The organism is Blastococcus sp. SYSU D00868 (assembly GCF_054050575.1).
In genome coordinates this window covers 61,826-88,156 of record NZ_JBJGZO010000019.1, presented here as the reverse complement: position 1 = coordinate 88,156, position 26,331 = coordinate 61,826, and the positions used below count along the sequence as shown (strand labels likewise).

General features: G+C 76.2%; 28 protein-coding genes and 1 other RNA gene. 21 read left to right on the top strand and 8 right to left on the bottom strand.

Translation table 11 applies throughout. The features are described from left to right. Nucleotides 1-20: 20 nt before the first annotated feature. From rnpB to ACI79F_RS16310, 8 genes are all read left to right on the top strand, one after another. Nucleotides 21-442, top strand: an RNA gene (gene rnpB, locus ACI79F_RS16345) — RNase P RNA component class A. A 113-nt stretch (nucleotides 443-555) separates the two neighbouring features. Next, a complete protein-coding gene (locus tag ACI79F_RS16340) occupies nucleotides 556-810 on the top strand; it encodes a hypothetical protein (RefSeq protein WP_456544970.1) in 255 nt (84 codons plus the stop codon). Between the two features lie 47 nt (nucleotides 811-857). Then, nucleotides 858-1,355: a Chromate resistance protein ChrB gene (locus ACI79F_RS16335; RefSeq protein WP_456544969.1), complete on the top strand. Its 498-nt coding sequence runs from the start codon at nucleotides 858-860 to the stop codon at nucleotides 1,353-1,355. After that, nucleotides 1,352-1,783 carry a chromate resistance protein ChrB domain-containing protein gene (locus tag ACI79F_RS16330; RefSeq protein WP_456544968.1) on the top strand — a complete coding sequence of 144 codons (432 nt, stop codon included), beginning with the start codon at nucleotides 1,352-1,354 and terminating at the stop codon, nucleotides 1,781-1,783. The genes ACI79F_RS16335 and ACI79F_RS16330 overlap by 4 nt, the downstream gene beginning before the upstream one ends. 39 nt (nucleotides 1,784-1,822) lie before the next feature. Continuing rightward, nucleotides 1,823-3,232: a chromate efflux transporter gene (gene chrA / locus ACI79F_RS16325; RefSeq protein ID WP_456544967.1), complete on the top strand. Its 1,410-nt coding sequence runs from the start codon at nucleotides 1,823-1,825 to the stop codon at nucleotides 3,230-3,232. Nucleotides 3,233-3,300: 68 nt separating this feature from the next. Further along, complete coding sequence (locus ACI79F_RS16320; protein WP_456544966.1) at nucleotides 3,301-3,531, top strand: hypothetical protein; 231 nt, start codon at nucleotides 3,301-3,303, stop codon at nucleotides 3,529-3,531. 154 nt (nucleotides 3,532-3,685) lie between these two features. Continuing rightward, nucleotides 3,686-5,098, top strand: a complete 1,413-nt coding sequence (locus tag ACI79F_RS16315; protein ID WP_456544965.1) for a hemolysin family protein — start codon at nucleotides 3,686-3,688, stop codon at nucleotides 5,096-5,098. Continuing rightward, on the top strand, nucleotides 5,095-6,114 hold the full coding sequence (locus ACI79F_RS16310; RefSeq protein WP_456544964.1) for a hemolysin family protein: 1,020 nt from the start codon (nucleotides 5,095-5,097) through the stop codon (nucleotides 6,112-6,114). The genes ACI79F_RS16315 and ACI79F_RS16310 overlap by 4 nt, the downstream gene beginning before the upstream one ends. Nucleotides 6,115-6,126: 12 nt before the next feature. Here the strand turns inward: ACI79F_RS16310 and ACI79F_RS16305 are convergent, their stop codons facing one another. Next, nucleotides 6,127-6,495, bottom strand: coding sequence for a hypothetical protein (locus ACI79F_RS16305; RefSeq protein WP_456544963.1), 369 nt, complete (start codon nucleotides 6,493-6,495; stop codon nucleotides 6,127-6,129). 243 nt (nucleotides 6,496-6,738) lie between these two features. On the opposite strand from ACI79F_RS16305, the gene ACI79F_RS16300 reads away from it, so the two are divergent. Together ACI79F_RS16300 and ACI79F_RS16295 are read left to right on the top strand one after the other, a co-directional pair. Then, on the top strand, nucleotides 6,739-10,293 hold the full coding sequence (locus tag ACI79F_RS16300) for a PKD domain-containing protein (RefSeq protein WP_456544962.1): 3,555 nt from the start codon (nucleotides 6,739-6,741) through the stop codon (nucleotides 10,291-10,293). A gap of 8 nt (nucleotides 10,294-10,301) precedes the next feature. Then, on the top strand, nucleotides 10,302-11,000 hold the full coding sequence (locus tag ACI79F_RS16295; RefSeq protein ID WP_456544961.1) for a hypothetical protein: 699 nt from the start codon (nucleotides 10,302-10,304) through the stop codon (nucleotides 10,998-11,000). 195 nt (nucleotides 11,001-11,195) lie between these two features. On the opposite strand, the gene ACI79F_RS16290 is transcribed toward ACI79F_RS16295, so the two are convergent. The 3 genes from ACI79F_RS16290 to ACI79F_RS16280 are packed head-to-tail and all read right to left on the bottom strand — an operon-like array spanning nucleotide 11,196 to nucleotide 13,649. Then, nucleotides 11,196-11,462, bottom strand: coding sequence for a DUF1905 domain-containing protein (locus ACI79F_RS16290; protein WP_456544960.1), 267 nt, complete (start codon nucleotides 11,460-11,462; stop codon nucleotides 11,196-11,198). Between the two features lie 55 nt (nucleotides 11,463-11,517). Beyond that, the gene (locus ACI79F_RS16285) at nucleotides 11,518-13,104 is read right to left on the bottom strand and encodes a CopD family protein (protein ID WP_456578919.1); all 1,587 of its coding nucleotides are present in this window, start codon (nucleotides 13,102-13,104) and stop codon (nucleotides 11,518-11,520) included. Then, a complete protein-coding gene (locus tag ACI79F_RS16280) occupies nucleotides 13,101-13,649 on the bottom strand; it encodes a copper resistance CopC family protein (protein ID WP_456544958.1) in 549 nt (182 codons plus the stop codon). The genes ACI79F_RS16285 and ACI79F_RS16280 overlap by 4 nt, the downstream gene beginning before the upstream one ends. 285 nt (nucleotides 13,650-13,934) lie before the next feature. On the opposite strand from ACI79F_RS16280, the gene ACI79F_RS16275 reads away from it, so the two are divergent. Together ACI79F_RS16275 and ACI79F_RS16270 are read left to right on the top strand one after the other, a co-directional pair. Beyond that, nucleotides 13,935-14,696 carry a hypothetical protein gene (locus ACI79F_RS16275; RefSeq protein ID WP_456544957.1) on the top strand — a complete coding sequence of 254 codons (762 nt, stop codon included), beginning with the start codon at nucleotides 13,935-13,937 and terminating at the stop codon, nucleotides 14,694-14,696. An 82-nt stretch (nucleotides 14,697-14,778) separates the two neighbouring features. Continuing rightward, nucleotides 14,779-15,468 carry a class F sortase gene (locus ACI79F_RS16270; protein ID WP_456544956.1) on the top strand — a complete coding sequence of 230 codons (690 nt, stop codon included), beginning with the start codon at nucleotides 14,779-14,781 and terminating at the stop codon, nucleotides 15,466-15,468. Between the two features lie 21 nt (nucleotides 15,469-15,489). On the opposite strand, the gene ACI79F_RS16265 is transcribed toward ACI79F_RS16270, so the two are convergent. The 3 genes from ACI79F_RS16265 to ACI79F_RS16255 all read right to left on the bottom strand — a co-directional run bounded on the left by ACI79F_RS16265 (nucleotide 15,490) and on the right by ACI79F_RS16255 (nucleotide 17,590). Further along, complete coding sequence (locus ACI79F_RS16265) at nucleotides 15,490-16,074, bottom strand: dihydrofolate reductase family protein (protein ID WP_456544955.1); 585 nt, start codon at nucleotides 16,072-16,074, stop codon at nucleotides 15,490-15,492. A gap of 833 nt (nucleotides 16,075-16,907) precedes the next feature. Continuing rightward, a complete protein-coding gene (locus ACI79F_RS16260) occupies nucleotides 16,908-17,189 on the bottom strand; it encodes a winged helix-turn-helix transcriptional regulator (RefSeq protein WP_456544954.1) in 282 nt (93 codons plus the stop codon). Further along, nucleotides 17,186-17,590, bottom strand: coding sequence for a VOC family protein (locus tag ACI79F_RS16255; protein WP_456544953.1), 405 nt, complete (start codon nucleotides 17,588-17,590; stop codon nucleotides 17,186-17,188). Before ACI79F_RS16255 ends, ACI79F_RS16260 begins: the two co-directional genes overlap by 4 nt. 531 nt (nucleotides 17,591-18,121) lie before the next feature. Between ACI79F_RS16255 and ACI79F_RS16250 the strand changes: the two genes are divergently transcribed. From ACI79F_RS16250 to ACI79F_RS16210, 9 genes are all read left to right on the top strand, one after another. Beyond that, entirely contained in the window at nucleotides 18,122-18,784 is a 663-nt protein-coding gene (locus ACI79F_RS16250) for a prepilin peptidase (protein WP_456544952.1), read from the top strand. A gap of 210 nt (nucleotides 18,785-18,994) precedes the next feature. Continuing rightward, entirely contained in the window at nucleotides 18,995-19,198 is a 204-nt protein-coding gene (locus tag ACI79F_RS16245) for a Flp family type IVb pilin (RefSeq protein WP_456544951.1), read from the top strand. Between the two features lie 89 nt (nucleotides 19,199-19,287). Beyond that, on the top strand, nucleotides 19,288-19,680 hold the full coding sequence (locus ACI79F_RS16240; RefSeq protein ID WP_456544950.1) for a TadE/TadG family type IV pilus assembly protein: 393 nt from the start codon (nucleotides 19,288-19,290) through the stop codon (nucleotides 19,678-19,680). Continuing rightward, nucleotides 19,668-20,633, top strand: a complete 966-nt coding sequence (locus tag ACI79F_RS16235; protein ID WP_456544949.1) for a pilus assembly protein TadG-related protein — start codon at nucleotides 19,668-19,670, stop codon at nucleotides 20,631-20,633. Before ACI79F_RS16240 ends, ACI79F_RS16235 begins: the two co-directional genes overlap by 13 nt. A gap of 9 nt (nucleotides 20,634-20,642) precedes the next feature. Next, nucleotides 20,643-21,380 carry a Flp pilus assembly protein CpaB gene (gene cpaB, locus ACI79F_RS16230; protein WP_456544948.1) on the top strand — a complete coding sequence of 246 codons (738 nt, stop codon included), beginning with the start codon at nucleotides 20,643-20,645 and terminating at the stop codon, nucleotides 21,378-21,380. Then, nucleotides 21,377-22,567, top strand: coding sequence for an AAA family ATPase (locus ACI79F_RS16225; protein WP_456544947.1), 1,191 nt, complete (start codon nucleotides 21,377-21,379; stop codon nucleotides 22,565-22,567). The genes cpaB and ACI79F_RS16225 overlap by 4 nt, the downstream gene beginning before the upstream one ends. A 34-nt stretch (nucleotides 22,568-22,601) precedes the next feature. After that, nucleotides 22,602-24,035: a CpaF family protein gene (locus ACI79F_RS16220; RefSeq protein ID WP_456544946.1), complete on the top strand. Its 1,434-nt coding sequence runs from the start codon at nucleotides 22,602-22,604 to the stop codon at nucleotides 24,033-24,035. Next, the gene (locus tag ACI79F_RS16215) at nucleotides 24,032-24,970 is read left to right on the top strand and encodes a type II secretion system F family protein (RefSeq protein WP_456544945.1); all 939 of its coding nucleotides are present in this window, start codon (nucleotides 24,032-24,034) and stop codon (nucleotides 24,968-24,970) included. Before ACI79F_RS16220 ends, ACI79F_RS16215 begins: the two co-directional genes overlap by 4 nt. Continuing rightward, a complete protein-coding gene (locus tag ACI79F_RS16210; protein WP_456544944.1) occupies nucleotides 24,970-25,884 on the top strand; it encodes a type II secretion system F family protein in 915 nt (304 codons plus the stop codon). The genes ACI79F_RS16215 and ACI79F_RS16210 overlap by 1 nt, the downstream gene beginning before the upstream one ends. Before the next feature lie 42 nt (nucleotides 25,885-25,926). Here ACI79F_RS16210 and ACI79F_RS16205 read toward each other — a convergent pair whose 3' ends face one another. Next, nucleotides 25,927-26,262 (bottom strand): hypothetical protein, encoded by a 336-nt coding sequence (locus ACI79F_RS16205; RefSeq protein WP_456544943.1) that lies wholly within the window; start codon nucleotides 26,260-26,262, stop codon nucleotides 25,927-25,929. Nucleotides 26,263-26,331 lie beyond the last annotated feature (69 nt).

The following is a 26,331-nucleotide window of genomic DNA, read 5'->3' as shown; positions in this document are numbered from 1 at the left end:
AGACTGGCGGGCACGACGGACGAGTCGGCTGGGCGGTCGCGTCGGCGGGGGAGACCCCGTCGCCGAGGAACGTCCGGGCTCCACAGGGCAGGGTGGTCGCTAACGGCGACCCGGGGTGACCCGCGGGACAGTGCCACAGAGAACAGACCGCCAGCAGCGCCTCTCCGGAGACGCGGCTGGTAAGGGTGAAACGGCGGTGTAAGAGACCACCGCACACCGGGTGACCGGTGTGGCTCGGTAAACCCCACCCGGAGCAAGGTCGAGAGGGACGGCGGCTGGGCGACCGGCGGCCGTCCTGCGCAGGCGTTCGAGGGCTGCCCGCCCGAGCCTGCGGGTGGACCGCTCGAGCCTGCCGGCAACGGCAGGCCCAGATGGATGACCGCCCATCGGGAGGCCGCGAGGCGCCCGAGGACAGAACCCGGCGTACAGGCCGACTCGTCCGTCGTCCCGCAGGGGCCGGCCGCCGTGGGAGACTGCTCCCGGGAGCCCGTGGTCCAGCAGGAGACCGAGACCCTCCCCTCCGGCCGTCGCGCCGGGTCCGAAGGGCGGTCCTGCATGAGCGAGCGGGTCGCCGGGTGCTCCTGCCCGGCGTGCGTGCAGACGGTGGCCACGGCGTGGACCGCCCGCGGGCCGGGGGGCGCCGGCCGCGGCGGGGGGCCCGGCCGGCACGAGCACCTGACCCAGTGGTACCGCGACCTGCGCAGCCAGACGGCCCAGGTCACCGAGTGGGCGTCGTCGGCGTGCGAGCGGTCGGCGGCGACGGTGGCCCAGAGCCAGGACCGTCGCGCGGAGCGCGCCGCCCGCCCCTGAACGAACCGGGCCTGGCGCCACTGCTGCAACCGTGGTTGCATGACGCCGTGCTCGACCCAGCGCCGCGCGGACCGGGGGAGTGGGTGCTGCTCTCCTACCGCCTGCCGCGCGAGCCCTCGGGGCCGCGGACGACGCTGTGGCGCCGTCTGCGGCGGCTCGGCGTGGCGCAGCTCGCCGACGGTCTGGTCGCGCTGCCCGCCGACGCCCGCACCCGGGAGTCCCTCGAGTGGCTCGCCGACGACGTCCTCGCCGCGGACGGCACCGCGGGCCTGTGGGTCGCCCGGCCCACGACGCTCGCGCAGGAGCGGGAGCTCGCCGCCGGGATGGCGGCCGCCCGCGCCGAGGAGTACCGGGCGCTGGCCGCCCGGTGCCGGGAGGCGGCCGGCACGGACCCGGCCGAGCGGGCCCGCACGCTGCGCCGGCTGCGCGGCGAGTGGCGGGCGATCGACCGGCGCGACTTCTTCCCGCCGCCGGATCGGGACACCGCGGCCGCGGCGCTGCGGGAGCTGGCCGCGGCCGTCGCCGCCACGGAGGTGGCGCCGTGAGGTGGGCGACCCGGGCCGGTGTGCACATCGACCGGGCGGCATGCGCGTGGCTGATCCGCCGCTTCCTGGACCCCGACGCCGAGTTCGTCTTCGTCGCCGACCCGGCCGAGGTGCCTGCGGACGCCACCCCCTTCGACATGCGCGGCGCCGCCCTCGGCCACGTGGGCGGCGACTGCAGCTTCGAGACGATCCTGCGGGTGCACGAGCTGACCGACCCGGTGCTCTGGCGGCTCGCGGAGATCGTGCACGAGGCCGACCTGGACGACGAGCGCTTCGACGCGCCCGAGGCGCCGGGCCTGGACGTGGTGCTGCGCGGCCTGTCGATGACCGGCAGCGACGAGCGCACCCTGGCCGTCTCCGGCGCCGTCTTCGACGGGCTCTACGAGTTCCACCGCCGCCGCCTGCTGCTCGGCCGCGAACCGGCCTGAGCCCCGCCCCCGCCGCCCCCCGGACCGACGAGGACGCCCATGACCCGCGACACCCCCCAGCCCCAGGACACCGCACCGGCGCCGGTGGCGCCCCGGCAGGACGCCGTCCCGTTCCGCGCGGCGGTCCGGACCTGGTTCCTCATCTCGCTGCAGACCTTCGGCGGCCCGGCCGGCCAGATCGCGGTCATGCAGCGCGCGCTGGTCGACGAGAAGCGCTGGATCGGCCAGCGCCGCTTCCTGCACGCCCTCAACTACTGCACCCTGCTGCCCGGGCCCGAGGCCCAGCAGCTGGCCACCTACGTCGGCTGGCTGCTGCACGGCACCCGCGGCGGCCTGGTCGCCGGCGGGCTGTTCGTCCTCCCCGGTGTCGTCGCCCTGCTCGCCCTCTCCGCGGTCTACGTCGCCTACGGCGACACCACGGCGATCACCGCGGTGTTCACCGGGCTCGCCGCCGCCGTCCTGGCCATCGTCGTGCAGGCCGTCATCCGGGTGGCGAAGAAGGCGCTGGACGGCCGCGCGCTCGTCGTCCTCGCGGTGGCCTCGTTCCTCGCGCTTGCGCTGTTCGCCGTCCCGTTCCCCGTGGTGGTCGCGCTGGCCGGCGTCGCCGGCTGGGCGCTGGGCCGCTGGCGGCCCTCGGCGCTGCCGGAGAAGCCGGCCTCCGAGGGCCCCGACGCCGGCCCGGCGCCGGTGGTCCCGGACGACGTGCTGCACCACGAGGCACCCTCCGCGCGCCGCACGTTGCGGGTGCTGCTCGTCGGCCTGGTGGTGTGGGGGCTGCCGGTCGTGGCGGTCGCGCTGCTGACGGGCGCCGGCAGCGTCTTCACCGAGCAGGGCCTGTTCTTCTCCGGCGCGGCGGTGGTCACCTTCGGCGGCGCGTACGCGGTGCTCGCCTACGTGGCGCAGCAGGCGGTCGAGGTCTACGGCTGGCTGGGCCCGCGCGAGATGGTGCGCGGCCTGGCGCTGGCCGAGACCACCCCCGGCCCGCTGATCATGGTCGTGCAGTTCGTCGCGTTCCTCGGCGCCTACCGCGCCCCCGGCGACCTGGACCCGTGGGTGGCCGCGGTGCTGGCCTCGCTGCTGGTCACCTGGGTGACGTTCGTGCCCAGCTTCCTGTTCGTGCTGCTCGGCGCCCCGTACATGGAGCGGCTGCGCGGCAACCGGTCGCTGTCGGCGGCGCTGCGCGGGATCACCGCCGCGGTCGTCGGCGTGATCGCGAACCTGGGCCTCTACTTCGCCGTCCACACGCTGTTCTCCGAGACGGTCGACGTGGACCGCGGCCCGCTGGCGTTCGAGCTGCCCGACCCCACCACGCTGCGGCTCGTGCCGCTGGCCATCGCGCTGGTGGCCGCGGTGCTGCTGTTCCGCGTCCGGTGGTCGGTGCTGCGCACCCTCGGGGTGTGCGCCGTCCTCGGCCTCGTCGCCGGCCTGGCCGGGCTGCCGCTCACCTGACCCGGCCGGGATCGGCGGGGACCCCCGGCGCCGTCCGGCGTGGTCAGATGGGCGGCGGGAGGCGACCCATGCTGTTCTCGACGACCTTCGACGAGCCGCCGGAGTTCGACGTCGGTGACCGGGTGGTCACCACCGACCCCGTCGGCCCGCTGTGGCGGCGCGTGCCGCGGGGGAGCGCGGGTGTCGTCGTCGCGCGCACGGCCGAGCGGCTGATCGCGGTGCGGTTCGACACCGGCCGCGTGGAGCACGTCCACCCGGCGTCGCTGGCCTACGAGCAGCCGGACGCCGGCGCGGACTGAGTGCCGTCGGCCACGGCGCCGCCCGGAACGCGGGCCGCCGTCGTCGCGTTGTCGCTGGGAGGCCTCCGCCCGTCCCTGCGTCGAAGAGAGACATGAGCACCGATCACAGTCCCCCGGCCGCGCACCCCCAGCCCGCCGAGGCGGTGCGCGGCCGGTGACCGAGGTCCTCTCCCTCCTGCTCGGCGTGGTCGTCGTCCTGGCGATCACGGTGGCCACCGGCTACTTCGTGGCCCAGGAGTTCGCCTACATGGCGGTCGACCGCTCCGGCCTCGCCGCCCGCGCGGAGGCCGGCGACGCCGCGGCGAAGCGGGCGCTGGCGGTCACCCGCCGCACCTCGTTCATGCTCTCCGGTGCGCAGCTGGGCATCACCGTGACCGGGCTGCTGGTCGGCTACGTCGCTGAGCCGCTCATCGGGGAGTCCCTCGGCGCGATGCTCGGCGGCGTCGGCGTGCCCGCCGGGGTGGGCATCGGCGTCGGGGCGGTGCTCGCGCTGCTGCTCTCCACCGTCGTGCAGATGCTCTTCGGCGAGCTCTTCCCGAAGAACCTGGCCATCTCCCGGCCCGAGCCGGTCGCCCGCCGGCTGGCCGGCTCGACCGTGCTCTACCTGCGCGCGTTCGGCTGGCTGATCTGGGTGTTCGACCAGGCCTCGAACCTGCTGCTGCGGGTGCTGCGGATCGAGCCGGTGCACGACGTCGAGCACGCCGCCACCGCCCGCGACCTGGAGCACATCGTCGAGGAGTCCCGGGAGAGCGGCGAGCTGCCCGCGGAGCTGTCGATGCTGGTCGACCGGATCCTGGACTTCCCCGACCGGGACGTCGAGCACGCGATGATCCCGCGGCCGCGGGTCGGCACGGTCACCCCGGCCGACACCCTGGGCCGCCTCCGCGAGCTGATGGCCTCCGGCCACTCCCGCTACCCCGTGCTCGACCCCGCGACCGGCGACGTCGTCGGCGTGGTGCACCTGGCCGACCTGCTCACCACCGCGGAGCCCGACACCGCCCCGGTGACCGCCATCGCCCGCGAGTGCCTGGTGTTCTCCACCTACACCTCGCTGCCCGACGCGCTGCGCCGGCTGGCCGAGTCGGGCAACCAGATGGCGTGCGTGATCGACGAGTACGGCGGCTTCGCCGGCGTGATCACCCTCGAGGACCTGGCCGAGGAGATCGTCGGCGAGATCACCGACGAGCACGACGCCGAGCACCCCGGGTACGTGCCGGTCGAGGGCGACGGCGTCTGGGAGATGCCCGGAGACGTCCACGTCGACGAGGTCGAGCGGTCGCTGGCGGTGGACCTGCCGCGCGGGCCCTACGAGACGATCGCCGGCCTGGTCATCGCCGCCGCCGGCACCCTGCCCGAGCCCGGCACCCGCCTGACCATCGCGCTGCCCCCGGACCCCGCCGACCTGGTCCACGCCGACGACCCCGCCGCGCGGCACCTGCGGGTCGAGGTGCTCGACGTCGACCGGCACGTGCCCTCCCGGGTCCGGCTGGAGCTGCCGGACGCGGCCACCACCCGCGACCACGCCGCCGGCCGGACGCCCGCGGCCACCGAGGAGACCCCCCGATGACCGACAGCCCGTGGGTGGTCCTGCTCGCGACCGCCGTCATCGTCGTGCTGAGCGCGTTCTTCGTGGCGGTCGAGTTCGCCGCGCTGGCCGCCAAGCGGCACCGCCTGGAGGAGGCCGCGCCCACCAGCCGGGCGGCCCGGGCGGCGCTGCGGAACTCCGCCGAGCTGACCCTGCTGCTGGCCGGCTCGCAGCTGGGCATCACCGCGGCCACCCTCGCCCTCGGTGCGATCAGCAAGCCGGCGGTGCACCACTGGCTCACCCCGCTGTTCGAGAGCTGGGGGCTGCCGCTGGTCGCCGCCGACGTCGTCGGGTTCGCCCTCGCCCTGCTGATCGTGACCTTCGTCCACCTCGTGGTCGGCGAGATGGCGCCCAAGTCGTGGGCGATCGCCCATCCCGAGCGGTCGGCCACCCTGCTCGCGGTGCCGATGCGCGCGTTCATGGCCGTCTCCCGGCCGCTGCTGCGCGCGCTCAACGCCGCGGCCAACCGCCTGGTGCGCGCGGCCGGCGTCGAGCCGGCCGACGAGGTCGCCGTCGGGCACAGCCCCGACGCGCTGCGCCACCTGGTCGAGCACTCGGCGAACGTGGGCGCGCTGGACGCGAGCTTCTCCGCGCAGATCTCCGGCGCCCTGGAGCTGGAGCGGCTCACCGTCGGCGAGCTGGCCGACCCGCGCGCCCCGCTGGCCGCGGTGCCCGCCACCGCCACGGTCGGCGCGGTCCGGGAGGCTACCCGGCGCACGGGTCACCTGCGGATCCTGCTCGGCGACCGGACCCGGCTGAGCGGCGTGGTGCACGTCCGCGACACCCTCACCGCCCCGGACGACGCCCCGGCCGCGGAGTTCGCCCGGCCGGTGTTCGCCCTCGAGGCGGGCACCACCGTGCACGCGGCGCTCAAGGCGATGCGCGAGACCCGCAACCACCTCGCCGTCCTCACCGACGGCGACGCGGTGCTCGGGGTGGTCACCCTCGCCGACGTGCTGCGCCGGCTCTTCCCCCGGCCGGCCGCCGCGACGGCCTGACGGCGACCGGCGTCAGCCCGCGACCAGGCGGCCGGCGTGCACCCGCTCGCCCTCGGCGACGGTCCCGGGACGGTCGGAGACCAGCCGCCACGAGCTCCGGACCCCGTCCGGCCCCTGGACGCCGCCCGCGGCCAGCGCCCCGCGGACCAGCGCGCGGACCCGCGCCTCGTCCTCCGGGCGGGCGGCGAACAGCACCCGCACGCGCAGACGGTCGGCGTCCCACCACGCCGCGGTGTGGTGCGGGGCCAGCGGGCAGGGCCCCTCGTGCGACCAGCCGCCGCACAGCGCGAGGGTGACGGCGCCGCCCGGGGCGCGCTCGTCGCCGTCCGGCGCCATCGCCAGGACGGCGTCGTGGGCGAAGGCGGCGCGGTCCCCGGTCACGCGGTCCAGGGTGTCGGCGGCCCCCCGCGCGCGTCCAGCGCTCACGACCGGGCCGGCGCCGCCGCCCGAGTGGGTGAATTGCGCCCCGGACGCCGCGGGTCTCGTTGACAGCAGATTACGCTCCGTGAACGGTGCAGGCGCCGTCTCGCTCGTCCGACGGCGGGGGAACGCCCTGCGGGGGGACGGGTCGTGACGGTGCGTGCGCACCGCCCCGCTTTGTCTCCCGACGTCCGGAGCTCCCCGATGACCGCAGTCCCCGCGCAGCCCGACCGCCCCTGGCGGCGGGCCGGATCGGCCGCCACCGCGGCGGTGCTCGCCCTCGGGCTCCTCGTGCTGGGGCTGGCGGCGCCGACCGCGGCACGCGCCGACACCGCCCCGGCGCCGGGCACCCCGGCGACGGTGAGCGCCGACGCGCTGCCGACCGTGCAGGTCAACGGCGTCGTCTGGTCGATGGTCACGGTCAACGGCATCGTCTACGCCACCGGCAGCTTCACCCAGGCCCGGCCGGCCGGCGCCGCGCCGGGCACCCAGCAGACGCCGCGGGCCAACCTGCTGGCGTTCAACCTGGCGACCGGCGCGCTGGTGACCGGCTTCAACCACACGCTCAACGGCCAGGGCCGCACGATCACCGCCTCCCCGGACGGTTCCCGCATCTACGTCGGCGGCGACTTCACCACGGTGGACGGGGTGGCCCGCGGGCACATCGCGGCCTTCAGCACCGCCACCGGTGCGCTCGTGACCGGCTTCGCGCCGACGACCAACGGCGCCGTCTACTCCCTCGCCGCCACCGCGAGCACCGTCTACGCCGGCGGCAACTTCACCTCCGCCGGCGGGCAGAGCCGCACCCGGCTGGCCGCCTTCTCCGCGAGCACCGGCGCGATGACCTCCTGGGCGCCGACCGCCAACCACATCGTCCGCGGCATCGTGCTCAACGGCGCCGGCACCCGGGTCCTGCTCGGCGGCCAGTTCTCCCAGATCAGCGGCGTGCCGGCGATCGCGCTGGCCTCGGTGGACACGGCCGGCGGGGACGTGCGCACCTGGGACTACGGGATCACCAACGAGGGCGACAACGGCGGCGTCTACAGCCTGCGCTTCGACGGCCGCAACGCCTACGCCAACACCTACGGCTTCCAGGTCGGCAACATCGAGGGCACCGTCGCGTTCGACCCGGACACGCTGGCGCTGGTGTGGATGAACGACTGCCACGGCGACCCGTACGACACCTACACGGCCGGCAACGTCGTCTACGCCGTCGGCCACGCGCACGACTGCGAGACCTCCGGCAACTTCCCGGACCTGAACCCGCGGGTCTGGAAGCGCGGCATCGCGATGACCATCGAGCCCACCGGCATCCTCAAGGCCACCACCGAGGTGCCCCGGTACGGCAGCTGGGAGGGCCGGCCGCACCCGACCGTCCTCAACTGGTGGCCGACCCTGAACGCCGGCACCTACACCGGGCAGGCGCAGGGCCCGTGGGCGCTGACCGGCTCGGGCGGCTACGTCGTCATGGGCGGCGAGTTCACCACCGTCAACGGCGTCGGCCAGCAGAGCCTGGTGCGCTTCGCCGACTCCTCGACCGCGCCGGACCGGCGCGGCCCCGAGCTGTCCGCCTCGGCGATGCGGCCCAACGCCGTCGCCGTCGCCGCCGGCTCGGTCAAGGTCACCTGGCCCCAGTCGTGGGACATGGACAACGAGACGCTGACCTACGACGTCTACCGCGGCAGCGGCACGACGCCGGTGCACACCGTCGCCGCCGCGGCGCAGTGGTGGAACGGCACGCTGATGTCGTGGACCGACACCGGCCGGCCCGCCGGCAGCTCGGCGTCCTACCGCGTCGTCGTCCGTGACCCGTTCGGCAACTCGGTGACCAGCGTCCAGAGCAACACCGTCACGGTCCCGGCCACCACCAGCCCGTACGTGGGCCAGGTGTTCGCCGACGCGCCGTCGGCCTACTGGCGGCTCGGCGAGACCAGCGGGACGACGGCCTACGACGCCGTCGGCACGACGAACCTGACCGAGTCGGCCGGCATCAGCCGCGGCACCGCGGGCGCGGTCGCCGGCGACACCGCCGTCACGGCCGACGGCACCGCGGCCGGCCGGGCCAACACCACGGCCCTGGTGACCGAGCCGAACACCGGCTTCTCGGTCGAGGCCTGGGTGCGGACGACGTCCACCGCGGGCGGCGTCGTCGTCCAGTACGGCGAGCAGCTGACCGCGGCCGACGTCGCCAACACCGACCGCGCCCTCTACGTGGACGCGGGCGGCCGGGCCTCCTTCGGGATCACCGTCCGCGGCGCCGACCGGGTCACCCGGTACACCGCCGTGCGCAGCCCGCAGGTCGTCAACGACGGCCGGTGGCACCACCTGGTCGCCACGGTCGGCGCGCAGGGCACGGTCCTGTACGTCGACGGCGCGGCGGTCGCGCAGGACGCGGCGCGCACCGCGGCCAACCCGCGCACCGGCCCGGCGTACTGGCTGGTCGGCAGCGGCACGCTGACCGGCGCACCCGACGTGCCGGCCAGCGCGAACCTGGCCGGGTCGGTCGACGAGGTCGCGATCTACCGGACCGCGCTGCCCGCCGACCGGGTCGCCGCCCACCACGCCGCCGCCACCGGCGCGCCGGTGAACACCCCGCCGACCGCGTCGTTCACGGCCACGGCCACGGCCACGCAGCTGGCGGTGTCGGTGGACGGGTCGGCCTCGGCCGACGCCGACGGCACGGTGACCGCGCACTCCTGGAACTGGGGTGACGGCAGCGCCGCGGGCACCGGCGCGACGGCGAGCCACACCTACGCCGCGGCGGGCACCTACACCGTCACGCTGACCGTCACCGACGACGACGGGGCGACGGCGACCACCACCCGGTCGGTCACCGTCACCGCGCCGCCGGCCAACGCCGCGCCGACCGCGTCGTTCACGGCCACGGCCGCGCAGCTGGCGGTGTCGGTGGACGGGTCGGCCTCGGCCGACACCGACGGGACGGTGACCGCGCACTCCTGGAACTGGGGCGACGGCAGCGCCGCGGGCACCGGCGCGACGGCGAGCCACACCTACGCCGCGGCGGGCACCTACACCGTCACGCTGACCGTCACCGACGACGACGGGGCCACGGCGACCACCACCCGGTCGGTCACCGTCACCGTCACCGCGCCGCCGGCCGGAGGCGAGCCGTTCGCCGGCGACAGCTTCGCCCGGTCGGTGACCGGCGGGCTGGGCACCGCCGACGTCGGCGGGCCGTGGACCGCGTCCGCCGGCGCCAGCCGCCAGTCGGTGACCCCGGGCACCGCCGTCCTCGCCGCCGGCGCGGGGCAGACCACCGCGTCGTCCCTGGCCGCGGTCTCCCAGCCGAACGCCGACGTCACCACCACCGTGACGCTCGACCGGGCGCCCACCGGCGGCGGGCTCACGCTGTCGGTGCTGGGGCGGCGGGTCAGCGCCGGCTCGGACTACGAGCTGCGGGTCCGCTTCCTGGCCGACGGCAGCGTGCGGCTGGGCGCCGTGCGCCAGGTCAACGGCACGGAGACGCTGATCGGGGCCGAGGTGGCGATGGCGGGGCGGTACACGCCGGGCACGCCGCTGCAGCTGCGGGTCCAGGTCTCCGGCTCGGGCACCACGACGATCCAGGCGAAGGCGTGGACCGGCACCGCCGAGCCGGCCGCGTGGGCGCTGAGCCGCACCGACACGACCGCCGCCCTGCAGAGCCCGGGCGGCGTGGGGCTGGAGGTGTACCTGTCCGGCTCCGCCACGGCGGCCGTGCAGGCGCGCTTCACCGCCTTCGCCGCCCGGCCGGTGGTATGACGGCCGGCGTGACCGGCCGGCGGAGCGCCCGCGACCTGCTGCTGCGCCTCGTCCTGCCGGCGGTGCTGCTCGTCGCCGCCGTGGGCGTGCTGGTGGGCGTGCTCGCCGGCGGCTCGGACGGGGACGACGACGCGGACGGCCCCCCGGCCGCGGCGTCGTCCGCCCCCGCGACGACGTCCGGCCCCGAGGACCAGCCGCCGGCGGAGGAGGAGCTGACGCCGACCGCGCCGCCGCCGACCGCGACGCAGCTGCCGGCCCCGCCGGTGGTGACCCGGGAGGGCGTCGAGGACTCCGCGCGCACCATCGACGCGGCGCCGGCGGACTTCGCGGCCCCGGCGCAGTGGTCCGACGGTGCCTCCGTGCGGGTGGTCGAGGCCCGCCAGCAGGTCACCGCGGGCAGCGGGCCGGGCGAGCTGGCCGGCCAGCCGCAGACGGTGTTCCGGCTGGAGTTGGTGAACGGGGCGGCGACGCCGCTGGTGCTCGACGCCGTCGTCGTCCAGGCCAGCTACGGGGACCCGGCGCTGCAGGCCAGCCCGCTGTACGACGGGGAGACCGTCGACTTCGGCGGCACGCTGGCCCCGGGGGAGAGCGCCGGCGCGGTCTACTCCTTCGCCATCCCGGCTGACCGGCTCGGCGCGGTGACCCTGTCGGTCGACGTCGACGGGTACCGCTTCCCGGCGGTGTTCTCCGGAGCCGTCCCGGCCTGACCTGCCCGAGGTGCGCGCCGGCCATCGGGGGAGGACCATCGACGGAACGCCTCCCGCGGGAGGCGGCGTGCCAGGCCTGGCCGGGTGGAGGGGGACTCCCCGGTCCAGGCACCGGGCCAGGTTCCGAGCTCCGCTCCCTGGTCCGGCCGCGCCCGGAGCACGCCGGGGTCGCGGGGGCCGGGGGACTCGGCGGGCTCACAGCCGCGCGGAATCGACCTCGATCTCCACCGTGACGACGTCGCCGTGGTCCCGCTGCCCGCGGATCCGCGCCGGCACGGGCAGCAGCCAGCCGGACCGGCGGTCGCGCCAGACGCTGGTCGCCCAACTGCGGCCGTCGACGGTCGCGGTCACGGGCACCCGCCCGAAGGGGCCCGCGCCGTCCGGGGCGTGCTCGTCGGGCACCGGCGCGAACACCCAGCCGCCCGGGCCGGGGAAGCGGACGAGCGCGGCGGAGAAGGGCACGGCGCCAGCCTGCCCGAGGGGGACGACAGGACCGTCGCGTGCCGCCCCGCGGCCGTCACGAGACGACGAGCACCCCGGAGGAACCGGGAGCGTGCCGGCTGGTGAAGGGGTAGCTGCCCGGCCGGTCGGGCGCGCGGAAGGAGGTCAGGCTGCCCGCCGGGATGCGGGCGTCGAAGGAGCCGTCGTCGGCCGTGAGCGTCACGTCGGCGTCGGTCGGGTTGTGCACCGTCACCACGGCTCCGGGCGCGACGGACCCGGTGACCGTGACGCCGGTCGGGTCGACGAGGACGGGCACCGACAGGTCGCCGTGGTCGTGACCCGGCGGCGGGGTGGACCCGCCCTGCGCCTCGGCACCCGCGGCCGCGGGCGGGGTCGCCGCGCCCGCGGCGCCCTCCGCCGCCGCGCCTCCCGGCCCGGCCGCGGCCGGGGGAGGAGAGGCCGACAGCGCCACGGCCAGGGCCACCGTCGCCAGCATGACGGCGGTCTCGACGGCGGCGAACCGGCGGAAGTCGCCCGGCCGGCCCGCGGCGAGCCGCGGGAGCGTGCGCCGGCGGTGGTGCCGGCCGAAGGCCAGCAGCGCGACCAGCGCGGCCGTCTTGCCGGCCAGCAGCAGTCCGTAGCCGGAGGCCAGGCCGGGGAGCAGGCCCGCGCCCTCGTCCAGGACCAGCCCGGCCGCCAGCAGACCCGAGGCGCCCACGGCGGCCGCGGCGACCAGCGCCACGGCGCTGAACCGCGCGGCCACCCGCGGCAGGTCCGGACCACGGCCGTGGACCAGGACGGCGAGCAGCCCGCCCACCCACACGCAGGCCGCGAGGACGTGCACGGCGAGGGTGGCGGTGGTCAGTAGGTGGTCCTCGGCGGCCGCGGAGTGGCCGGTCAGCACGGTGGGCAGCACGACGCCGGCGCCGGCGACGAGGAGCAGCAGCACCGCCGCCCCCGAGCCGGCGCTCCGCCGGGCGCCCACGGCGACGGCGACGGCCGCGGTGCCCGCGCCGAAGGCGGCGTCCCCGGCGGGGAGCTGGAGCAGGAAGACGTGCACCGAGTCCCCGGTCAGCCGCCACGGCGGCACGCCGACCAGGCGGCTCAGCTCGAGCGCGGCCTCGGCGACGACGGCGACCGCCCAGGCCGAGGCCCAGCGGGAGGCGGCCCGCGCGGCGCGCGGGGCCCCGGGCGGCCCGCCCCCCTGCCCGCCCGGCTGGTGGTCGTGGCGTTCCCGGCCGGGCCGGAACGCGCCGTCGCCGTGCGCCCCCGCCACCCGCGCGAACCCCGCCCCCGCCCCCCCCCCCACCCCGCCCCCCCCCCCCCCCCCCCCCCCCCGCCGCCCCCCCCCCCCCCCCCCCCCCCCGGGCCCGGGGAGCACCGGCCCGGGCAGCAGGACGGCGGCGAACAGCAGCGTGCCGACGGTGCCGAGGGCGGCGACGCGGACGGCGAGCGTGGCGACCGGCAGCCCCCAGTCGACCAGCGCACCGGGTCCCGACAGGCCCGGCGCGGCCCCGGCCGGCGCCGCGCCGCCGGCGACGAGCGCCAGCACGAGGACGGCGCCCAGCCCCAGCGCGCCCGCGCCGAGCAGCCCGAGCGGCGGCCGGCGCGCCGGCGTCGTCCCCTCGGCGGCCGGGGCGGGGCGGGGGAGCAGCGCCGTCACGCGCGCCTGCGCAGCGAGCGGGCCGCCACCAGGAGCGCGACCAGGAGGACGGCCCCGGCGCCGACGGCGATCCAGGCGCCGGAGGACGAGGACCCGGCCGGGCGGGCCGCGGACGCCTCCTGCACGGGCCCGGTCGTGCCGCCGGTGACGGTGAAGGCGGTGCTGCCGGAGACGGGGTGGCCGTCGGCCGAGGTGACCCGCCACGCGACCGAGTAGGTGCCGGCGGGCAGGCCGGGCGCCAGCGGCTGGGTGAGGGTCGCGTCGACGACCTGCGGCTCACCCCGGCCGACCGCGGCGCCGTCCGGCCCGGTGACGACCACCTCCGCGCCCAGCTCCTGGACGACCCCGCTGAACTGCAGCGTGACCGCCGCGGGGGCGGTCGGCACGGCTCCACCGTCGGCGGGGGTCGCGGCGACCAGGGCGTCGTGCGCCGAGGCGGGCGCCGTGCCGGTGAGGAGCAGCAGGCCGGTCGCGGCGAGGCCGGTCAGCAGTGCCGCGACCCCCCGGCGGCCCCGGTGCGGGCGGGCGTGTCTCTGGAGGTCCACGTGCGGCATTCGGCCGCTCCTGTCCTGACGGTTCGCCGGGCCCGCGGCGCGGGACGTCGGCCTGAGAGGCGGCCCTGCCCACCGGCCGGGCGGTCCAATCGCGCGACATGGGCTCGTACACCATCGGGTCGTACCCGATCCGGGATGAACCGATCGAGCCGCCGGCGGCGAACCCCGCCACGTGGACGGCGACCGCCCCCGGTCGAGAGCCGGGGCGCCGTCCGTGCAGGCCGCCCCTCGCCTCCCGGCGGGTGGTGTCGCACCCCGCGTTCGAAGGAGAACCCCGTGCGCAAGACCCTCGCCCTGCCCACCGTCGCCCTCGCCGCAGCCGCGTTCCCGCTGCTGACGGCCACCGCCGCCTCTGCCCACGAGGGCGCACACACCTACCAGGCCGACCTCGGCGCCCTGAACGCGTCGGGGGTGACCGGCACCGGCATGGTGACGCTCGACGGCACCACCGCCACGGTGATGATCGACGCCTCGGGCCTGCTGGCCGGTGCGCCGCACGCCCAGCACGTCCACATCGGCGCCCAGGGCCAGTGCCCGACCGACGCCGACGACGCGAACGGCGACGGCTTCGTCAGCGTCTCCGAGGGCGTGCCCTACTACGGCGCCATCGGCAGCTCGCTGACCACGTCCGGCGACACCGGCCCTGACAGCGGCCTGGCGATCGACCGGTTCCCGACGGACGGGACCATCGCCTACGAGCGCACGTTCGAGGTGACGCCGGACGTCGCGGCGTCGTTCGAGGCGGGCACCGCCGTGCTCGTCCTGCACGGCGTCGACAAGGACGGCAGCGGCACCTACGACGGCTCGGTCATGAGCGACCTCGACCCGACCCTGCCGATGGAGGCCACCGCCCCGGCGGCCTGCGGCACGCTGACCGCCGCCCAGATGGGCACCGCGCCCAGCGGCGGCGCCGAGACCGGCGGGGGCAGCACGGCGGGCGTCGAGCAGCAGGCCGCCCTGGGCGTGGGCGCGGTCGCCCTCGCCGGCGCGGCCGTGGCCGGCGCCGTCGCGTACCGCCGCCGGGCCCACCAGGCCTGACCGGACGCCGTGCCGCGCGGCGCCTCCTCCCGCGCGGCACGGCCCCGGCCGGCGCCTCCCTACTCCTCCGGAGGGAACCCCCGTGACCGAGCGACGCCCCCGCCGACCGCGCGCCTGGCTGCTGGCCGCCCTGGCGCTGACCGTCGTCGGGGCGGTCGCCCTGACGATCGCGCTGGCCGGTCAGCAGTCCCCGCCGCAGCCGGCGCGCGCCGCGGCCGGGACCACCACGTCCGCCCCGCCCGCGCCGGCGGAGGACGGCGTCCCGACGCCGTCGTCGGCGGGGGTCCCGACGCCGTCGCCCGACCCGGTCGTCGCGCCCGTGTCGGTGTCGGTGCCCGCGATCGACGTGACCAGCGACCTCATGCGGCTGGGTCTCAACGGCGACGGCACCGTGGAGGTGCCGCCGCTGGAGGCCGACGACCGCGCCGGCTGGTACGAGCCCGGTCCCGCTCCCGGGGCCGTCGGGCCCGCGGTGCTCCTCGGGCACGTCGACTCCGCCGAGTACGGGCCCGGCGTCTTCTACGACCTGGGCGCCCTGGTGCCGGGCGACGAGGTGGAGGTGACCCGCGAGGACGGGACCGTCGCCGTCTTCGCCGTCGACCGGGTCGAGCGCCACCCGAAGGACGACTTCCCGACCATCGAGGTCTACGGCAACACCCCGGACCCGCAGCTGCGGCTGATCACCTGCGGCGGGGACTTCGACCGGGCGGCCGGCAGCTACGAGGACAACGTCGTCGTCTTCGCGTCCCTGCGGGAGACGCGGCCCGCCTGACCGTCCCGCGTCGGCGCGGGCTCAGCCGACCCGGCGGTAGCGGATGTGCGTGGCCAGCGGCGAGTGGAGCACCTCGACGGGCTCGAAGCCGAAGGACCCGACCCCGTCGAAGATCCGCTCGCCCGAGCCGAGCAGGACCGGTGCGACGTCGAGGGTCAACTCGTCGATCACGCCGGCGGCCAGTGCCTGGCGGACGGTCGAGGCCCCGCCCGCGATGTCCACGCCCTGGTCCCCGGCGGCCTCGCGGGCCGCGGCGTAGGCCGCGTCGAAGCCCCTGGTGACGAAGTGGAAGGTCGTGCCGCCCTCCATCGGGATCGGGTCGTGCGCGTGGTGGGTCAGCACGAACACCGGCGCGTGGTACGGCGGTTCGGGGCCCCACCAGCCGGTCCACTCCTCGTCCCAGGGCCCGCGGACCGGGCCGAACATGTTCCGGCCCATCACGTACGCGCCCCGCGGCCGCATGAGCCACCCGTTCGCGATCCGGTCGGCGTCGTTGGCCCGCGGGTCGCCGATGTGCCAGGCGTGCACCTCCCGGCCCCGCCTGCCCAGGGGGTCGTCGCGGCTCTGGTCGGGCCCGGCGACGAAGCCGTCCAGCGAGATGGACATGTGGCAAGTGGTGTCCGGCACCGCGAACCTCTCGAGCGACCGCGACGGGCGGGGGCGTGCGGACGCTAGCAGCTCCGCGGGCGGGAAACGCCCTCGTGAGAGCGGTGCGCCGGCGTCGACGCCGATCCCCTCACCGGGGTCCGGAAGAATCCGGCATCCCCCCGGGGCCGCGACCTCCGTGTGGGACCGGAGCTGTCCGCGCGCCGCTCACAGCACGTCGCGGAGACCGAGCTCTAGGAGGAACCGCCGGACCTCCGCCAGCTCTGCACGGGCCTGCTCCGGCGGCCCACCCACTGGCCCGGCCAGCCACCAGTCCGCTCCGGGGAGGCCCCGCGGACACAGGGCCCGGCTGCCCGGTGGCAGCACCGCGTGAGGGTCCTGAGGGCGCGCCGTGATCTCACCGTGCAGGGGTTCCCAGAGCCGGACGCCGTCCGCCGTCGCACCGAGCACGACGGCGTCGAACCACCGCCAGACCACGGACGGCCGCTGGGCGACGCCGCACAGAGCGACCAGGTGGCCGGGCCGCACCCGGTCGGCCCGCGGACGCGGGAAGGGAGCTACGTACGACGCGACGGACCGGGCGCCGGCCCTGAAGACGGTGCGGCTCTCCTCGTCGGCCTCGAGGACGACAGCGCGGACCAGCTCAGGCCCCTCGCCGCTGGACACGGCGGCAGACCAGGCGCCGCACAGTCAGCCCGTGGGCGGGCGGGTCGATGTGCTCGTGGAGCCGCATGTGGCGCGAACCCTGGGCGGTGGTCGCCCTGAGCGGCCGACTATGGGACAGGCCCCGCCACGGCTGAGCCCCTGTGGCGCATCGACATTCCCCGCCACACCTAGGCGCGCTCGGCCCCCCAGCGTGCGAGCGCGACGATCGCCTCGCGCAAGGCGAGCCCGCGATCGGTCAGCGTGTAGGCCCGGGTGTTGTGCCGGAGCGGCAGACGGGTCAGTACGCCGGCCGCTTCGAGCTCGCGCAGGCGGGTCGCGAGCATGTTCGTGGGCACTCCGAGGTCGCGCTGCAGATCGCCGTAGCGTTGCGGCCCGTCGAGCAGCCGCTCCACGACCAGGAGGGCCCACCGGGCTCCGACGACGTCGAGCGCTGCGGCGAGGTCGCTCATGCGGTCGGATCGGCGTCCGGCTTCATCCAGAACGGCGAGTAGTGATATCCGTCGAGGTCGTCGAACTGGCGCTGGTACATGAAGGGGTAGTCGTCGGTGTCACCGATCCGCCCGCCGGCAGCGCGGGCGCGCTCGGTGAGCTCGTCGACGGCCTCGCGGCTGCCCAGGTCGAACGAGACGGTGACCTTCGAGGGCGTGTGGGGTCCGCCGACCAGCTCCCCGACGCCGCCGACGCTCGCGTACATCTCGCGGCTGCCGAGCATGACGTACTGCTCGGGCGCGATCGCGAAGCACGACACGTTGTGGTCGGACATCTCGGCGTTGAGGGTCCAGCCGAGGGCGGTGTAGAAGGCGGTGGCGCGCTGGACGTTCTCGACCGGGCAGGTGATGAAGAGGCTCATGCGGTCACGCTTGCAAAATGCAAGTGAGGCGTCAAGTCCTGGCCGCATGTGCGCGTTGGGTCGTGTTCGTAGAGAGCTCTCGTCACGACTTGGTGAGTCGCGAACGGTGCGGCGTCAGGCGTCCTGTGGCGATGTCGTCCCTCACGGGACCGCTGATGCCGGTGGCGACCGGGCGGTCGCGGCCGTGGACGGATCACCGGCTCGCTGCAGCAACACAGCGTGGGCATCGCACCGGGGAGCCGTGGCGGGGCGTGCTGGAGCGCTTCGAGAAGTAGATCTCGAACTGGAACGGCTGACCGGAAGCGCCTCACTGCCCCGGATCGATGTCCCTGAAGCCGCCTTGAGGGACATCTACGTCCAGCTGACGGTGTCTCCCGGCGTCCCTTGACGAGGCGCCGCGGAGGTCCGGCGGCGGGTGTGGGCGTCCTCGCCGGGCGGGCGTCGTCCCCAGGACGGGCGCGGCAGCGTCCCCCGAGGACCGCACCGTGCGAGGGTGTCCGCCGTGCTCGCCGTCCCGCCCCGCACCCGCCGATGACCGCCCTCGCGGGCGTCGTCGCCGGCCTGGGCGGGCTGCTGGCCGGTGTGCTCGTCAACCGAGCCGCGGGCCGCTTCCCGTGGCCGGCGCGGCCCTCGTGGGCGGCGGTGCTGGGGCCGGGCCGGCCCGCCGTGCGCCCGCCGTGGGTGGAGGTGGCGACGGCGGTGCTGTGCGCGCTCGCCGCCCTGCGCCCCGCGCCGGCCTGGGAGCTGCCGGCCTTCCTCGTCCTCGCCGTCGCATCGGTGCTGCTGGCCGTCATCGACCTGCAGCACCGGCTGCTGCCCGACCGCGTGGTGCTGCCGGCGGTCGCCGGGGTCGCCGCCCTGCTCGCGCTCGCCGCCGCGGCGGAGGGCACCTGGCCACCGCTGGTCCGGGCGCTGCTCGGCGCCGTCGTCCTGTTCGCCGCCTTCCTCGGGATGGCCCTGCTGGCGCCTGGTCAGCTGGGGATGGGCGACGTCAAGCTCGCCGCCCTGCTCGGGCTGCCGCTGGGCTGGTTGGGCTGGCCGGCGCTGCTTCTGGGGGTGCTGGCCGCCTTCACCGCCCAGGCGGTCGGGGCGCTGGTGCTGCTCGCCGCCCGCCGGATCACGCTGCGCAGCGCGCTGCCGTTCGGTCCGGCGATGCTCCTGGGTGCGCTGCTGGCGGTCGCGGCCACGGGCTGAGCGGGCGTTCCTGTTCCGGTTCTGCACGGTCGGGTGGTGACGCCTCGTGAGCGCGGCCCGGTGGGTGCAGGCGGTCGGGTGACCGCACACACCCGACCGGTGGACAGGTGCTCAAGGCCCGCAACCGTCGGCCCGAAGCGCTCCCCACAGCCGCGACGGCGGGCCACCCCCGGCCCGTCCCGGTCGGCCCCACCCCCAGGGAGCACCCCCGTGTTCAACCCCCTCGCTGCGATCGTCAGCCTCTACGCCCTCGCCTCCGACCGCCTGCGCAAGGAGGAGGACGGCGCCACCGCCGTCGAGTACGGCCTCATGGTCGGCCTCATCGCCGCCGTCATCGTCGGCCTCGTGGCCACCCTCGGCGGCCAGCTGGGCGACATGTTCCAGACCGTCATCGACGCCCTGCCCGGCGACTGATCCGAGCAGCACCGCCACCGGCGCGGCGGCCCCACCCCCGGGGCCGCCGCGCCGTCGCACACCCCCACACCACGGAAGGAGGCAGGACGATGAGGCGACCCCGGGACGGCGAGCGCGGCGCCAGCGCGGTGGAGTTCGCGCTGATCCTGCCGCTGCTGGTGCTCCTCGTCGTCGGCATCGTCGAGTTCGGCCACGGCTTCCAGGTGCAGGGGACGCTCTCGGCCGCCGCCCGCGAGGGCGTGCGCGTCATGGCGCTGCAGAACGACCCCGCGGCCGCCCGCGCCGCCGCGCGCTCCGCGGCCTCCTCGCTGGAGCCGGCGCTCACCAACGCCCAGATCACCATCACGCCCGCCACCTGTCCGACCGGCACCGGGACGACGACCGTGCGCCTGACCATCGCCTACGACATGCCCTTCCTCACCGGGCTCCTCGGCGCGTCCGTGGACCTCACCGGCACGGGGGTCATGCGATGCGGCGGCTGACCACCCGGCTGGCCCGGGCCCGCGCCACCGGCGACGAGCGCGGCGCGGCCGCGGTGCTCATCTGCCTGCTCATGATCCCGCTGCTCGGCTTCGGGGCCATCGCCGTCGACGTCGGCGCCGTGTACGCCGAGCGCGCCCGCCTCCAGGTCGCCGCCGACGCCGCCGCGCTCGCCGTCGCCCAGGACTGCGCCCGCGGCGCCTGCGGGGACATGCAGGCCACCGCCGACGCCCTCGTCGCCGCCAACGCCGGCGACGTGGACGTCGCCCCGCCGGTGCTGTCCAGCAACCCGACCAGCGTCACCGTCACCGGCAGCCACCCGACCGAGCACTGGTTCGCGCCGGTCCTCGGCTACGACGCCACCCAGGTGAGCGCGTCCGCCACGGTCACGTGGGGCGCCCCCTCCGCCGGGACGGCGCGGCTGCCCCTGACCTTCTCCTGGTGCGAGTTCGCCCAGCAGACCGGCGGCGGGATGCCGTCGGGGACGACGGTGCGCACCATCCGGCTGACCAAGACCTCCGGCACGGTCGACTGCACCGGGCCCTCGCGCAACATCGTCCCGGGCGGCTTCGGCTACCTGGTCACCGACCCCGGCCACTGCCGCGCCACGAGCGCCGTCGGCGGCCGCTCCTACTCCTCGACCGGCAACACCCCGTCGTCGGACTGCGACCCCGCCGACTTCGCCGGCCTGGTGGGCCGCACCGTGCTGCTGCCGATCTTCGACGAGTTCGGCGGCACCGGCAGCAACGCCTGGTACCACGTCTACGGCTACGCGGCCTTCCGGATCACCGGCTACGCACTGGGCGGCCAGTTCGAGACCTCGCCGCGGCCCTGCACCGGCAACGACCGCTGCATCGCCGGCTACTTCACCCGCTGGGTGGAGCTGTCCGACGACTTCACGACCTCCCCGACCGCGCCCGACCTGGGCGCGGAGATCCTCCGCCTCATCCGATAGGTGACCTGAGTGAGACGACTGCTGGCCGCCCTCGCGGCCCTCCTGCTCGCCGCCGTCGGGACGGTGGTCCTCCTGGCCTACGTCCGCGGCGCCGACGCGCGCGCCCTGGACGGCGTGGAGAGCGTCGAGGTGCTCGTCGTCGACGAGCCGATCGCCGCCGGCACGCCGGGGGAGGCCCTCGACGACCTCGTGCGCACCACGCTGGTCCCCGCGAAGACGGCGGTCGACGGCCGGGTCACCGACCTCGCCCAGCTCGACGGCCTGGTCGCCGACGTCGACCTGCAGCCGGGCGAGCAGCTGCTCGCGGCGCGGTTCGTCTCGCCCGACCAGCTGGGCACGCCGGGCACGGTGCCCGTCCCCGAGGGGCTGTCGGAGATCAGCGTGCTGCTCGACCCGCAGCGGGTGGTCGGCGGGCGGCTCGCCGCCGGCGACACCGTCGGGGTCTACCTCTCGCTGAAGTTCCAGGACGGCACCTCCGCCACCCACGCCGTGCAGCACGGGGTGCTGGTCACCCAGGTCCAGGGCGCGACGCCGGTCGGCGACGACGACGTGCAGGAGGCCGCGGCGCAGACCCCGGACACCGCGGTGATGGTCACGCTCGCCGTCGTCCCGCGGGACGCCGAGCAGATCGTCTTCGGCCAGGAGCACGGCACGCTGTGGCTCTCCCTGGAGCCGGAGGGCACCGACACCGGCGGCACCCAGGTGCTGACCCAGGGCAACGTCTACGGCGAGGACACCCCCCGATGAGCCGCGTCGTGCTGGCCGCGGCGGACGCGGAGCTGAGCGCGCGGGTGCACGCCGCCGCCGACGGCGACGTCTCCGCCCTGCCGGCGGGTCGGCTGCCCGCCGACCCGGCCCGGCTGTTCGAGCAGCTCGTGGACGGCGAGCTGCCCGAGGTGCTGGCCATCGGCCCGGCGGCCTCGCCCGCCGAGGTGCTGGCCCTGGCCGCCCGGCTCGACGTCCAGTGCCCCGGGATCAGCGTCGTGCTGATCGCCGACCCGACCCCGGAGCTGTGGCAGGCGGCGATGCGCGCCGGCATCCGCGACCTGGTCCCGCCCTCGGCGGACCAGGCCGAGCTGCGCGCGGCGATCGACCGCGCCGGCGCGGCCGCGACCGGACGACGGCGGGTGCTGCGCCCGGTCGAGGAGACCGCCCGCTACACCGGCCGGGTCATCACCGTGGCCTCGCCCAAGGGCGGGGTCGGCAAGACCACGGTCGCGACCAACCTCGCCGTCGGGCTGACCGCGGCCGCGCCGCAGTCCACGGTGCTGGTCGACCTCGACGTGCAGTTCGGGGACGTCGCCTACGCCCTCGGCCTGGTGCCGGAGTACGCGCTGCCCGACGTCGTGCACGGCCCGGCCAGCGAGGACACGATGGTCCTCAAGACCTTCCTCACCCAGCACCCGTCCGGCCTGTACGCCGTCTGCGGGGCGGAGTCGCCGGCGGCGGGGGACCGGGTCACCGCCGAGGACGTCAGCCGGCTGCTCGCCGCGCTGGCCCGCGAGTTCCGCTACGTCGTCGTCGACACCGCCCCCGGCCTGTCCGAGCCGACGCTCGCCGCGCTGGACCGGGCCACCGACGTCGTCATGCTCAGCTCGATGGACGTCCCCGGCGTGCGGGGGCTGCGCAAGGAACTCGACGTGCTGCGCGAGCTGTGCATGATCCCCGCCGGCCGGCACGTGGTCATGAACTTCGCCGACCCCAAGGGCGGGCTCTCGGTGCGCGACGTCGAGACCACGATCGGCACCGGTGTGGACGTCGTCCTGCCCCGCTCGGCCGCGGTGCCGCTGTCGACCAACGAGGGCGTGCCGCTGCTGCAGAGCGGCCGGCGCGACCCGATGACCAAGGAGCTGCGCCGGCTGGTCGCGCGCTTCTCCGCCACCCCGATCGTCCGGCCCAGCCGGTACCGGGCCAAGCACCGGGCTGCCTCGTGACCACCCGTGCGACCCCGATCGGACGGAGGACCTCGTGAACCTCGCCGACCGCCTCGCCGCCGCCGGCCGGCACGCCGCGCCGGACGCCCCCGAGGCCGCGCAGGCCCCCGTCCCGGCACCGCGGCCGGCCGCGCGGCCGCTCTCCCCGGTCCCGGCCGCGCCGCCGGTCACCGACGCGCTCGCCCGGCTCAAGGACCGCGTCGCCAAGGCGCTGTTCGAGCGCATGGGCAGCCGGCTCAGCGACCCCAGCCTGTCCGAGGAGCAGCTGCGCGCGCTGGTGCTCCGCGAGCTCGACGAGGTCGTGGAGGAGGAGCGGGTCCCGCTGTCGGCCGACGAGCGGGGCCGGCTCACCGCCGAGCTGGCCGACGACGTCCTCGGCCTGGGCCCGCTGCAGCGCCTGCTCGACGACGACACGGTCAGCGAGATCATGGTGAACGGCCCGGAGACGGTCTACGTCGAGCAGTCCGGCCGGCTGGTCCGCACCGCCGCCCGCTTCACCTCCGAGGAGCACCTGCGCCGGGTGATCGACCGGATCGTCTCCCGGGTGGGACGGCGGATCGACGAGTCCTCGCCGCTGGTCGACGCACGCCTGGCCGACGGTTCCCGCGTCAACGCGATCATCCCGCCGCTGGCGTTCAGCGGGTCGACGCTGACCATCCGCAAGTTCGCCAAGGACCCGTTCTCCGTCGACGACCTGATCGGCTTCGGCACCCTGTCGCCGGAGATGGCCGAGCTGCTGCACGCCTGCGTCGAGGCCCGGCTCAACGTCATCGTCTCCGGCGGCACCGGCACCGGGAAGACCACGCTGCTCAACGTCCTGTCCTCCTTCATCCCGGACGGCGAGCGGATCGTCACCATCGAGGACGCCGTCGAGCTGCAGCTGCAGCAGGACCACGTCGTCCGGCTGGAGTCCCGGCCGCCCAACATCGAGGGCCGCGGCGCGGTGACCATCCGCGACCTGGTGCGCAACTCGCTGCGCATGCGCCCGGACCGGATCGTCGTCGGCGAGTGCCGCGGCGGCGAGAGCTTGGACATGCTGCAGGCGATGAACACCGGCCACGACGGCTCGCTGTCCACGGTGCACGCCAACTCGCCGCGCGACGCCATCGCCCGGCTGGAGACCCTCGTGCTCATGGCCGGCATGGACCTGCCGCTGCGCGCCATCCGCGAGCAGATCGCCTCGGCCGTCGACGTCGTCGTCCAGCTGACCCGGCTGCGCGACGGCACCCGCCGGGTCACCCACGTCACCGAGGTGCAGGGGATGGAGGGGGAGACGGTGACCCTGCAGGACGCCTTCCTCTTCGACTACTCCGCCGGCGTCGACGCCGCCGGGCGGTTCCTCGGCAAGCCGGTGCCGACCGGGGTGCGCCCGCGGTTCGTCGAGCGCTTCACCGAGCTGGGCATCACCGTGTCGCCGCACGTGTTCGGCCTGCCGCAGCCGGTCCGCCAGCGGGGCTGGGGCGCATGACGCTGCTGCTGTTCGCCGGGCTGCTCGCCTGCTCCGGGGCGCTGCTGCTGCTCGCGCTCGTCGTCCTCCCGGCGGGGCCGCGCCGGGTGCCGCTGAGCCGGCTGGACCCCACGGTGACGCCGACGTCGTCCGCGCTGGCCGGGGTGGGCGTCGCCGCCGGGGCGGCCGTCGAGCGCGCCCTGGCCCGGCGCGGCCGGATGGCCGCCGGGACCGCGGCGCTCGAGAAGGCCGGTCTGCGCCTGTCGTTCTCCGACCTCGTGCTGCTCACCGGGCTGGCGGTGCTGGTGCTCGGTGCGGTCGGCGCGCTGGCCGGCGGCCCGCTGGTGGCGGTGCTGATGGCGGCGCCGGCGCCGCTGGGTGCGCGGCTGCTGGTCACCGTCCGCACCGGACGCCGGCAGGCCACCTTCGCCGACCAGCTCGACGACTCGCTCCAGCTCATGGCGAGCAGCCTGCGGGCCGGGCACAGCCTGCTGCGGGCGATCGACTCGGTCTCCCACGACGCGGCGGCGCCGACGTCGGAGGAGTTCGCCCGCATCGTCAACGAGACGCGGGTCGGCCGCGACCTCGCCGAGGCGCTGGACGAGGTCGCGGCCCGGATGGGCAGCGACGACTTCACCTGGGTCGCGCAGGCCATCGCCATCCACCGGGAGGTCGGCGGCAACCTGGCCGAGGTGCTCGACGTCGTCGGCCACACCATCCGCGAGCGCAACGCGATCCGCCGCCAGGTCAAGGCGCTGGCGGCCGAGGGCAAGCTCTCCGCGGTCGTCCTCATGCTGCTGCCCTTCGGGGTGAGCGGCTTCATCGCGCTGACCAACCCCGACTACCTGTCCACGTTCACCGAGTCCACCGCGGGCTACGTGATGCTCGCCGTCATCGCCGTGCTGCTGGTCGGGGGCGGGCTGTGGCTCAAGAAGATGGTGAGCATCCGGTTCTGATGAGCGGCCTCCTCGTCCCCACCCCCGTCCTCGCCGCCGCGGTCGCGGTCGGCGTCGCCGTCCCCGTGCTCGGCTGGGCCGTGCTGGCCCGGCCCGGCGCCGGGGCCGCCGCGGTCCGGGAGAACCTGGTGCGCGGCATCGACGCGGGACCGGCCGCCGGGCCGACGGCGGGCCGCGCCCGGCCCGGCCTGCGCGCCCGGCTGGTCCGCGCGCTCACCCCGCGCGGCACGTTCGCCCGGGTCGACCGGCTCCTGGCCACGGCCGGGCGGCCCCCGGCGTGGCCGATGCCCCGGGTGGTCGCCGCCAAGCTCCTCCTCGCCGTGATCGCCGCGGCGCTGAGCGCGCTCGTGGTCAGTTCCGCGCCGGGCGTGCTGATCGTGCTGATGGCCACGGCGGTGACGACGACCGCGTACTTCCTGCCCGAGCTGCTGCTGCACAGCCGCGGGCAGGAGCGGCAGGAGGCGATCGCCCGCGAGCTCGCCGACACCCTCGACCAGATGACCATCGCCGTCGAGGCGGGTCTCGGGTTCGAGTCGGCGCTGGCCCGCGCCGGCCGCAACGGGCGGGGCCCGCTCGCCGAGGAGCTGCTGCGCACCCTGCAGGACATCGGGGTCGGCCAGCCGCGCCGCGACGCCTACCTGGCCCTGGCCGAGCGCACCGGCGTCCCGGACCTGCGGCGGTTCATCCGCGCGGTCGTCCAGGCCGACGCCTACGGCGTCTCGATCGCCGACGTCCTGCGCACCCAGGCGCAGGAGATGCGGCTCAAGCGCCGCCAGCGCGCCGAGGAGAAGGCGATGCAGATCCCGGTGAAGGTGATCTTCCCGCTGATCCTGTGCATCCTGCCGACGCTGTTCATCGTGCTGCTCGGGCCGGCCGCGATGGACATCGTCGCGACCTTCAGCGCCGGCGACTGACCGGGGTGCCGCGGCGCGACACCCCGGTCGGTCGCGGCTCGGCTACCGCGGCTGGGCCGGGTTGGTGGGGTCGCCCTGGGACGGCGGGTTGACCGGCGGGCCGCTCGTCGCCTCGGACACCTTCGAGCCGCCGCGGGCGGCCACCGGGTCGTCGGAGCCCGTCGCGGCGGGGTCGCCGCCGGAGGGCTGCGCGCCCTCCTTGAGGGACGACAGCCGGTGCTGCATCGCGCTCACCACCTGGATGCGGTTGGCGTGCGACCGCTCGTAGGTCAGCAGCGTCTCGAGGCCCGCGGCGTCCAGGGTGCGGATGCGGGAGACCAGGCCTCCCACCTGGAGGTGGTCGTAGTCCGGGATCGGCAGCTCGTCGTGCTGGGGCATGGGCGACCGCTACCCCCCTCCTCCCGATCCGACACCGGGTGTGAGCACGGGGTCGATGGGTAGGCGGCT

Excerpts from the sequence above, each read along its gene's own strand:
- ACI79F_RS16205 (WP_456544943.1), bottom strand. The coding sequence starts at position 26,262 with ATGCCCCAGCACGACGAGCTGCCGATCCCGGACTACGACCACCTCCAG.
- ACI79F_RS16265 (WP_456544955.1), bottom strand. The coding sequence starts at position 16,074 with ATGTCCATCTCGCTGGACGGCTTCGTCGCCGGGCCCGACCAGAGCCGC.
- ACI79F_RS16260 (WP_456544954.1), bottom strand. The coding sequence starts at position 17,189 with ATGAGCGACCTCGCCGCAGCGCTCGACGTCGTCGGAGCCCGGTGGGCC.
- ACI79F_RS16215 (WP_456544945.1), top strand. The coding sequence starts at position 24,032 with ATGACGCTGCTGCTGTTCGCCGGGCTGCTCGCCTGCTCCGGGGCGCTG.
- ACI79F_RS16300 (WP_456544962.1), top strand. The coding sequence starts at position 6,739 with ATGACCGCAGTCCCCGCGCAGCCCGACCGCCCCTGGCGGCGGGCCGGA.
- ACI79F_RS16235 (WP_456544949.1), top strand. The coding sequence starts at position 19,668 with ATGCGGCGGCTGACCACCCGGCTGGCCCGGGCCCGCGCCACCGGCGAC.
- ACI79F_RS16320 (WP_456544966.1), top strand. The coding sequence starts at position 3,301 with ATGCTGTTCTCGACGACCTTCGACGAGCCGCCGGAGTTCGACGTCGGT.
- ACI79F_RS16250 (WP_456544952.1), top strand. The coding sequence starts at position 18,122 with ATGACCGCCCTCGCGGGCGTCGTCGCCGGCCTGGGCGGGCTGCTGGCC.
- ACI79F_RS16210 (WP_456544944.1), top strand. The coding sequence starts at position 24,970 with ATGAGCGGCCTCCTCGTCCCCACCCCCGTCCTCGCCGCCGCGGTCGCG.
- ACI79F_RS16255 (WP_456544953.1), bottom strand. The coding sequence starts at position 17,590 with ATGAGCCTCTTCATCACCTGCCCGGTCGAGAACGTCCAGCGCGCCACC.
- chrA (WP_456544967.1), top strand. The coding sequence starts at position 1,823 with ATGACCCGCGACACCCCCCAGCCCCAGGACACCGCACCGGCGCCGGTG.
- ACI79F_RS16225 (WP_456544947.1), top strand. The coding sequence starts at position 21,377 with ATGAGCCGCGTCGTGCTGGCCGCGGCGGACGCGGAGCTGAGCGCGCGG.
- ACI79F_RS16340 (WP_456544970.1), top strand. The coding sequence starts at position 556 with ATGAGCGAGCGGGTCGCCGGGTGCTCCTGCCCGGCGTGCGTGCAGACG.
- ACI79F_RS16240 (WP_456544950.1), top strand. The coding sequence starts at position 19,288 with ATGAGGCGACCCCGGGACGGCGAGCGCGGCGCCAGCGCGGTGGAGTTC.
- ACI79F_RS16310 (WP_456544964.1), top strand. The coding sequence starts at position 5,095 with ATGACCGACAGCCCGTGGGTGGTCCTGCTCGCGACCGCCGTCATCGTC.